Here is an 8,582-nt window from a genome sequence, read left to right on the forward strand (position 1 = left end):
TCCTTGATCCCTCTCTCTTCCCTCCCGAAAAAGCCAACAATTGCATTGGAGGGAAAGATAATGAAACGCTTTTTAACAGGTACTGTATTTACAATTTTCTTAGCAACAACTTCTACTGCTGCCTTAGCCGGAGAAGTCGCTGTTAATTCGGCAAATGCTTCGGTCAATCGAGATATTAAACCGTTTAATTTAGTCCATCGCGCCTACAGTGGTCATTTTTCCGAACAAGGAGTCCCCGGTTTTAACGGCTTAGCGACGGCTTATCAAAGCGGTCAAATCGAAGCGGAAGATTTGGTGCAAACAGCGATTGATCAAGGACGACTCTCTCCAGACGCGCTAGATGATGTAGGCTATGTCAATGCGGTCAAGTATCAATTGCAAGACCTGCGCGATCGCGATAGTAATGGTTTGAATGATTAACACAGTTTCCTAATTTTAGCCTGATTGACCAGTTGAAAAACTGATTGAAAATAGTTCTTGAACATCCCGCACACTTGTTGTTGTGGGATTTTTTTATGGAATATTCTCTTCGACTTGACCTTAGTTGTCGATTCCAACGCTTTACGATTGAGGATTCTACACTAGAGGTTAGAGTGAAAACCAATCCCTAGCTTATGTCTTCCTTCCTCCAATCCGCTAAAAATATCTCCTCTCGCGAAAACCAACTCCAACAACGGATTACCGAATTAGAACAAGAAAATCAACAACTAAGACAGCAAATAGAATCTCAAGGGCAACTAGAAACTAAACCAACAGCCAATGACCAACCCTTTCGCAAAATTTTCAATGCGTCCAACGATGCAATTTTAGTTATCGATCCCAGTGCTGATCAAATTTTAGAAGCGAATCCCCAAGCCGAAAAACTATTAGGGTATTCCCGTGATGAATTACTTAACTCAGTTTCGGTTTCTAGGATTCACCCAGAAGAAATGCCCCAATTTATGGCGTTTACCCGTAATATTATCACCGTTGGTCAAGGCTGGACGAATGAATTGAGTTGTTTAACCAAGTCTGGAGAAAAACGCCCGTCGGAAATTTCTGCAACCGTCGTTAATTTTAAGAATCGCCCTTGTATTATTGCCCTCGTGCGGGATATTTCGGAACGACTAAAAGCTCAAAAAGAGGCGACAGAAGCAACAGAGGCCCTCGCAGAATTGGGAGAATTGACCAGTATGATTGTCCACGAAATTCGCAATCCCTTAACGACCGTTTTGATGGGCTTAGAAGCCCTACAAAAAATTGAATTGCCTCCACGAGATCAGGCTCGTTTAGAATTAGCGTCCGAAGAAGCCCAACGTTTACAGTCTCTTTTAGAAGAAATTCGTTTATATACGAAACCCCAACTGGTTGAAAAAGAAATCATTAATTTGACTCAGTTAGCCCAAGATGTTTTAGAAATCATCTATAACCAATTCTCGGTAAAACATGAGATCCAATTGAACACTACGGTAGAACCTGTCAAGGTGTTAGGGGATCAATCTAAGCTCAAACAAGTCTTCATTAATTTAATTACTAATGCTTGTGAAGCAACTGATACCAAAGAGCCAATTACCTGGAAAATAGGGCGGGAACAAGAGAAAATTAAAGTGCAAGTGCATAACAATGGTTCGCCGATTCCACCAGAGATTTTACCGAAACTAACAAAACCTTTCTTTACCACAAAATCTTCAGGAACGGGCTTAGGATTACCGATTGTTAAACGTATTATCGAGTCTCATCAAGGTAACTTGACAATCGCCTCTAATGAGAGTGAAGGAACCACGGTTACCCTTGATTTGCCCTTAGCCTCTTGACTGAATCGTTCCACTAGAAGAAATTTAAAACCATTTAAACGCTCTTTCAAAAATATTCAGTAATAAAACTTCTCATCTTCCTTTCATCTCCGATTAATTGACTATTCATTAAAGACAATTACTCTCATAACTAAATGGGTATTCAATAACGATTATCACAATGAAGCTGATTACAAAAATTGCTCTCGGTAGTGTTTCTCTCTTTACTTTGACACTAGGAGGAATGGTGGTTCAAGCCGGAGGATGGGATAACTTTAAGCTGCAATACTTTCACCTCACCTCAGTGTTTTATGATCAAAGCAAAGAATTAGACGATATCAGAAAGCAGGCCAACAAACCCCAAGATACCGCTCGCATTGACCTGGATCATTTATTCAATGGTGGTCCCCCCAAAGACGGGATTCCTAGTATAGATAACCCCCAATTTGATACAGCCAGCACCACCCCTTTTCCAGAAGACGAAACGGTCATTGGGGTTGTGATCAATGGTGAAGCGAAAGCCTATCCCTATAAAATTATGAATTGGCACGAAATTGTCAATGATACCATCGGTGGGATTAATGTCAGTGTCACCTACTGTCCCTTATGCGATACAATCGCGACTTTTACCCGGGGGAACACCACATTTGGGGTTTCAGGAAAATTGTATCAAAGTTGTTTAGTGATGTATGATCGCGCTGATGATACACTCTATGCGCAACCGTGGACATTAGGCATCGTTGGTCCAAGAGTTAATCAAAGTTTAGAGCGCATTCCCGCAGTGAAAACCACATTAGGAGACTGGTTAGAACAACATCCGAAAAGTAAAATCCTTTCTACCGATACGGGTTACAATCGCAACTATCAACAATATCCCTACGGGAGTTATTACACTGACGACCGGCTTATTTTTTCGGTTCGCAATCAGGATCAGCGAGACTTACACCCGAAAGCGATTGTGAGCTACATTTGGGAGAGCAGTAATCAAACGCCGAAAGGTCAATTTGGAGGGGCAAGCCAACAGTTTTCTCACCAAGAAATGAAGGAAATCAGAGAGAAAACGGTTCCATTTAATGGGCGCCAAGTGAAAGCGCGTTGGGATGAAGAATTAGAAACCGTCATTGTTGAAGAAATGGATGGAACCCGCATTCCGAGTTCCACTGCCTTTGCTTTTGTGTATCCTGCCTTTTTTGGGGAAAGTGAATAATGCCAGTGCATCTTGGCAATATTTGCTAGTGTTTAGCAACCAGATCCACAATCCCCTGATAACCATAACGAGAGAGGTGATGAGAGGCTTGACGCACAGCTCGCGGATTACTATCAATGCCTAAGCCTTCCACCCAGCGATTCATTAAATTAAAGAAAGCACAAACTAAATTGGCATGAACCACTGCTGTTTCATCCCATCCCATAGAGAGAATGGCATCAACATCAGTTTGCGTGACTTCATTAGGAGCTATGGTTAGGTTTTTAATGTAATAGAAAACGGGTTTCAGATTTGCCTCAATACTTGCCGTTTCAATATCATTAACCAGTTCTTCTACTAACCCTTCGGGTTGCCCTAACTGAGTCGCTACCCCCGTGTGAGAGTCCTGACAATATTCACATCCGTTCAGAGCAGAAACAAAAGCAGCCATTAATTCCCGTTGAGCAGAGGTAAAAGGAGATTTCTCGCGCATTAAAACTTGGGCAAATTGATGGATATGTTGTGATAATTCTGGATAAGTTTGGAAGATTTCCATTAAACTAGCATTGGGATATGAAGGTAAAAAGGTCATTGGTTATTAGCGTATTTTCATATTTTCTTCTCTTAATTAGACTAAAATTCAAAGATTAGGATTTGCTGAATTGAAACTGAATTCTAACTCATTTTGATGTTTCTCAGGAATCATTAAGGCTGACTCGCTAGAGTTGATAACTGTCAAGCAAAACTAAAATAATTGAGTTGAAATATGAGTTTTGAATATTGGTACACGTTTCCGATTTCGATTGTTATTGCCACCATTGCCATGGCTTCTGGTGTGGAAGGCGCAACCTTTTTTACCCCCTTATTTATTCTTGGCTTAAAACTACCAACCGAAGTCGCGATTGGCACCGGATTAATCACTGAAGTCTTTGGGTTTAGCAGTGGTTTATTTGCCTATATTAAAAAAGGATTAATTGATTATAATTTGGGAAGAATGTTGTTAATGGTCAGTATTCCCAGTGCTTTGTTTGGAACCTGGATTGCTGGTTTTATCCCCTCTGATATTCTCAAAGCAATTTTAAGTGTGGGTTTGTTTGTCATTGCAACCAGTTTTCTCCAATCGCCGGAAGAAGAAACCATTGAACTTCTCGATCAAAAGAATACGGAATTTGAAAGCGAAACGCCACAAACTTGCCTCACAGCAAATACTGGAGAAACCTTTTGCTATCGCATTAGCAACCGAACGGAAGGGCGATTACTAACAACAATTGGTGGATTATTTATCGGTATGGTTTCCACGGGTTTAGGGGAAATGAATGGTTTTTTTCTGATTCAACGGTGTCGCGTTCCCAGTAAAGTTGCTGTTGCCACGAGCGTTTTTATTGTTGCCATTACCGCTCTCATTGCTTCTATTGGTCACGTGGTTCAATTTGCCCAAGCGGGAGGAGAAACATTAGATACGGTTTTAAGTCTGGTTATTTTTACCGCACCTGGAGTTTTAATTGGCGCACAATTCGGTTCAATATTGGCTAATCGCCTTTCCCAAAATGTATTAGAGCGCAGCATGGGAGTGCTTTTTATTTTAGTTGGAATTCTCATCTTTGGTGAACTGATTCTTCGCAATCGTGAAGCGATGATGAGTTTAATGATGAATGTCTCAGTAGGTTCAATATAATTAAATGCCAAAGATTCTAGAATTGTTTTCGCAACTACTTTTCTAGAATTAGATTCTGAGATTGAAATCAATAAATGTTGACGAGTTTGACTCGCATTTGGTTAAGTAATGACGTTTGATTTTAGGGATCAAAATTTAATTCAGGTTAGTTATGTTTACTAGAGAATCAGAATGGTGGAAAGAGAGTTGTATTTATCAAATTTATCCCCTGAGTTTTGCTGATGGTAATGGGGATGGCGTTGGGGATTTACAAGGAATTATTCAACGTCTGGATTATCTAGCAACCTGTTTAGCCATTGATGCCATTTGGTTATCTCCCATTAATCAATCGCCTATGTTTGATAATGGTTATGATGTTAGTAATTATTATGATATTTGTGATACATTTGGCACCCTTGATGATTTCAAGCTCTTATTAGAAAAAGCCCATCAAAGAGGAATTAAAATTATTCTTGATTTAGTGATTAATCATACCTCGAATCAACATCCTTGGTTTTTAGAATCGCGATCGCGCCGTTCTAATCCCAAAAGTGATTGGTATTTATGGCATGACCCAGCCCCCGATGGCGGTGTTCCCAATAATTGGCTGTCTTATTTTGGGGGAAGTGCTTGGACTTATGACCCAAACCGGCAACAATACTATTATCATGCTTTTAATGCCAATCAACCGGATTTAAATTGGCATAATCCAGAAGTCAGAGTTGCCATTTATCGTGTCATTCGCTATTGGTTGGATTTAGGTGTGGATGGATTTCGTCTTGATGCTTCTAGTGTTTATAGTCAAGATAAATCCTTTCGGAATAATCCCGCTAAATTTGAAACCAGTGGCAAAAGATATGATGAACAATACCATATTTATGACAAAAACTTGCCGGAAAATCATGAAATTATTCGAGAAATTAGAAGCATTATTGACGAATATGATGAACGGCTTTTAATTGGCGAAACCTTTATTGATAACCGTCTGTATGATTCGCTGATTTTTCATGGCGTGAATCATGATGAACTCCATTTACCGTTAACCTTTGAGTTTCCTTTAAGCCCTTGGTATCCCGGTTATATTCAACGAGAAATTGAGAAAAAAGAATATTTAACGCCGGAAGGGGATTGGCCCGTTTATTTTCTCAATAACCATGATTTGCCCAGACATCTTTCTCGCTGGGCGGAATGTAGTTTATGTCTGGATACCGTCGCGATCGCGAAAGCCTCAGCCACCATTTTACTAACCATTCGCGGGACACCTATTTTGTATTATGGGGAAGAATTAGGCATGGTTAACCATGAAAATATTTCCCCTGAACAGGCACAAGATCAAGCTACCATCAAATGTTTAGATGAAGCGTGTTTACCCTCGCGAGATGGCACCCGCACCCCCATGCAATGGGATCATTCTGCCCAGGCTGGATTTAGTTTCGGTAACAATGTTACGCCTTGGTTGCCGGTACATGATAACTATCAAACCGTTAATGTTGAGACGCAGTTATCAGACAAGGATTCCATCTTAAATTTTTATCGAGCGTTGCTTCAGCTTCGTAAAGAAAGTGAAGCGTTAAGAAAAGGGAGTTGGCGACCTCTGATTCATTATCCCTATGAACATCTGGCTTATTTACGAGAAACAGAAGCCGAAACTGTATTGGTGGTTATTAATTTCTCTTACGAAAAGAATTTTGAGCGCGATCGCGCCATCCCCAATCAATTTTGGCAAGTCTTATTATCTACCCATTTAACCTTAGGCGAGATCATTCCCTTACCTCAGTTGCTGCAACCATTTGAAATCTCTATTTTTCGGCTACATAAACAGCAATAAGGATCGATGATTAGAGAATCATTCCCGTAAAACATAGCCGACACCGCGCACGGTTTGAATTAAACGGGATTCTCCTTCTGCTTCCAGTTTTAATCTTAAATAGCGAATGTAAACTTCAATAATATTGGAATCCCCCATAAAATCATAGCCCCAAATACGGTCTAAAATTTGGTCACGGGTTAAGACTTGGCGAGGATGGTTCAGGAAATAACGCAACAGTTCAAATTCTTTAGCCGTTAATTCGATCGCGCGATGCCTTACGGCACGAGCTTTCGCTCTACGCCCCGATAAACTTCCCAAGTGCTACTATTGAGAACTAAATCGCCAAATTGGAGAGTGTCGGTTGCTTCATCTTGAGTACGGCGTAAATGGACACGAATTCGAGCTAATAACTCTTCAACACTAAACGGTTTAACCACATAATCGTCTGCACCCGCATCTAATCCTGCCACGCGATCGCTGGTTTCATCTTTTGCCGTTAAGATAATGATAGGAACTGTACTTCCCGTTTGGCGCAATTGCTGACAAATTTCTAATCCAGAAATACCAGGCAACATCCAGTCTAGGATTAGCAAGTCGGGTATCAATTCTCTGGCTTGGCTTAATCCGTCAAACCGATTGGTTACCATTTTGACCTGATACCCTTCCGATTTCAGTTCCAACTCAATAAATTGGGCAAGTTTGGTTTCATCTTCAACAATTAAAATTTGGGATGTCATGTTTAGTTAAAAGCAAGCAGTACTCTGTTAATTCGATTGATTAAGCCCTGATTCCTTTGGTACAACAGAAGACATAAAAAGGCGATCCCCAAACTTTGGGGATGCCATAAGAATCAAGAATCCGATTAATTACTAGGTTTCACAAATTGACCCATTAAGTGAGTAAATGTGACTTCTCCCATTTTTCCGGGTTTGTCGCCATGAGTTTGATTGTCGGCATGGTAAGCGATGCCCATCATGTCATAATCACTATTTGCAGGAACGGTAATGCTGGTGGTCGCATTGCCTTCATCGTCGGCTCTAAATTCATTATCGGGAACCCCACCTGCTGGTCCCATTTCTTTTCCGACCAATTGATCGTTAATATACCATAGGGTATAGAGTCCATTGGGAACTAAACCGCTGGCTTCTACTTTGACAGTATAGGCTTCATCGCTAACGTCGGTAACTGTAATATTGGCTTGGGCATTTTTCCATTGTTGTTCCGTAAAGCCTTGTGGAGTTCCATCGGGTAACATCGCCTGTAATTGTGTCGATGCGGCAGCAATCAGGGTATTTTCACTTTGGGCAAGTTCAGAATCGTTATTGTTGGAGAAGGCGCTTTGGGCTTGTGGGGCAAACCCGAAAGTGAATCCGCCAAGACTCGCAGTTGCCATTAGCGCCAGCAAGGATTTTTTCATAAAATTTGGGGAGTTAGTCATGGTTACTTAGAAGTTAATACTTAACTTGATCACTTCATTTTTAGAATCCCATGGTTATCTGAGAAAATCCTGAACGCGGTCTAAATGTAAGATAAATTTATCAGAGGACAATCAAGAGAAGATAGAAAACAAAGAAGTGGGGAAAGAGATTTTCGGAACTCTTTCCTCTAACGATCCCCCAAGTGGTTCATTCGCAATAACAATCGCTGCCATACGCGACGCTATCTTATAAATTAGGCAATAGAACGTAAGAAACCAAACAGTCTCTGTAGCGTGTTTTGTAACAACTCATTTTTCGCATAATTGCGTTTTTTCAGTTGCAGGGCAGCCTTACTATTCACTTCCGAAAGCGTGGGATAAATATGAATCATCCCAGTTAATGCCGAAACCGGTAACTGATTCTTCATCGCTAAAATGATTTCATGGATGATTTCTCCCGCAGAGGGTCCCACAATATGCGCTCCTAAAATTTGTCCTTTGGGAGTCGTAATAATTTTTGCAAAGCCCTCAGTTGCACCTTCGGCTTGAGCGCGATCCACATCGGCAAACTCTTGTTTGAGGACTTCAAACTCATTGCCATATCGTTCTTTGGCTTGTTTTTCGCTTAAGCCGACTCGGGCTAATTCCGGTTCAGTAAAGGTTGCCCAAGGAATCACCCGATAGTCAGCTTTAGCAGAGGGGAAAAATAAGGCATTTTGAATAACAACTCCCGCTTCGTAGCC

General features: G+C 40.9%; 8 protein-coding genes and 1 pseudogene. 5 read left to right on the forward strand and 4 right to left on the reverse strand.

What is annotated here, in order from left to right; genetic code table 11:
- The first annotated feature begins 60 nt into the window (after positions 1-60).
- The 3 genes from GVY04_15680 (at position 61) to GVY04_15690 (ending at position 2,979) form a co-directional block, all read left to right on the forward strand.
- Positions 61-420: a hypothetical protein gene (locus tag GVY04_15680; GenBank protein ID NBD17517.1), complete on the forward strand. Its 360-nt coding sequence runs from the start codon at positions 61-63 to the stop codon at positions 418-420.
- 194 nt (positions 421-614) lie between these two features.
- Complete coding sequence (locus GVY04_15685; protein NBD17518.1) at positions 615-1,793, forward strand: PAS domain S-box protein; 1,179 nt, start codon at positions 615-617, stop codon at positions 1,791-1,793.
- Positions 1,794-1,953: 160 nt separating this feature from the next.
- Entirely contained in the window at positions 1,954-2,979 is a 1,026-nt protein-coding gene (locus tag GVY04_15690; protein ID NBD17519.1) for a DUF3179 domain-containing protein, read from the forward strand.
- A 25-nt stretch (positions 2,980-3,004) separates the two neighbouring features.
- Here the strand turns inward: GVY04_15690 and GVY04_15695 are convergent, their stop codons facing one another.
- Positions 3,005-3,550, reverse strand: coding sequence for a peroxidase (locus GVY04_15695; GenBank protein ID NBD17520.1), 546 nt, complete (start codon positions 3,548-3,550; stop codon positions 3,005-3,007).
- Positions 3,551-3,724: 174 nt separating this feature from the next.
- Here GVY04_15695 and GVY04_15700 point away from each other — a divergent pair, with 174 nt between their 5' ends.
- On the forward strand, positions 3,725-4,633 hold the full coding sequence (locus GVY04_15700; GenBank protein ID NBD17521.1) for a TSUP family transporter: 909 nt from the start codon (positions 3,725-3,727) through the stop codon (positions 4,631-4,633).
- Between the two features lie 151 nt (positions 4,634-4,784).
- Positions 4,785-6,440 carry an alpha-glucosidase gene (locus GVY04_15705; protein ID NBD17522.1) on the forward strand — a complete coding sequence of 552 codons (1,656 nt, stop codon included), beginning with the start codon at positions 4,785-4,787 and terminating at the stop codon, positions 6,438-6,440.
- Between the two features lie 18 nt (positions 6,441-6,458).
- On the opposite strand, the pseudogene GVY04_15710 reads toward GVY04_15705, so the two are convergent.
- The 3 genes and pseudogenes from GVY04_15710 to GVY04_15720 all read right to left on the reverse strand — a co-directional run.
- Positions 6,459-7,159, reverse strand: a pseudogene (locus tag GVY04_15710) (response regulator).
- Positions 7,160-7,284: 125 nt separating this feature from the next.
- The gene (locus GVY04_15715) at positions 7,285-7,860 is read right to left on the reverse strand and encodes a hypothetical protein (protein NBD17523.1); all 576 of its coding nucleotides are present in this window, start codon (positions 7,858-7,860) and stop codon (positions 7,285-7,287) included.
- A 233-nt stretch (positions 7,861-8,093) separates the two neighbouring features.
- Positions 8,094-8,582 (reverse strand): pyridine nucleotide-disulfide oxidoreductase (locus GVY04_15720; protein NBD17524.1); only part of this gene is annotated, 489 nt, incomplete at its 5' end.

The organism is Cyanobacteria bacterium GSL.Bin1 (genome assembly GCA_009909085.1).
Classification (GTDB): domain Bacteria; phylum Cyanobacteriota; class Cyanobacteriia; order Cyanobacteriales; family Rubidibacteraceae; genus Halothece.

Coding starts and splice junctions, on each gene's coding strand:
- GVY04_15715 (NBD17523.1), bottom strand. CDS start 7,860: ATGACTAACTCCCCAAATTTTATGAAAAAATCCTTGCTGGCGCTAATG.
- GVY04_15700 (NBD17521.1), top strand. CDS start 3,725: ATGAGTTTTGAATATTGGTACACGTTTCCGATTTCGATTGTTATTGCC.
- GVY04_15685 (NBD17518.1), top strand. CDS start 615: ATGTCTTCCTTCCTCCAATCCGCTAAAAATATCTCCTCTCGCGAAAAC.
- GVY04_15690 (NBD17519.1), top strand. CDS start 1,954: ATGAAGCTGATTACAAAAATTGCTCTCGGTAGTGTTTCTCTCTTTACT.
- GVY04_15705 (NBD17522.1), top strand. CDS start 4,785: ATGTTTACTAGAGAATCAGAATGGTGGAAAGAGAGTTGTATTTATCAA.
- GVY04_15680 (NBD17517.1), top strand. CDS start 61: ATGAAACGCTTTTTAACAGGTACTGTATTTACAATTTTCTTAGCAACA.
- GVY04_15695 (NBD17520.1), bottom strand. CDS start 3,550: ATGACCTTTTTACCTTCATATCCCAATGCTAGTTTAATGGAAATCTTC.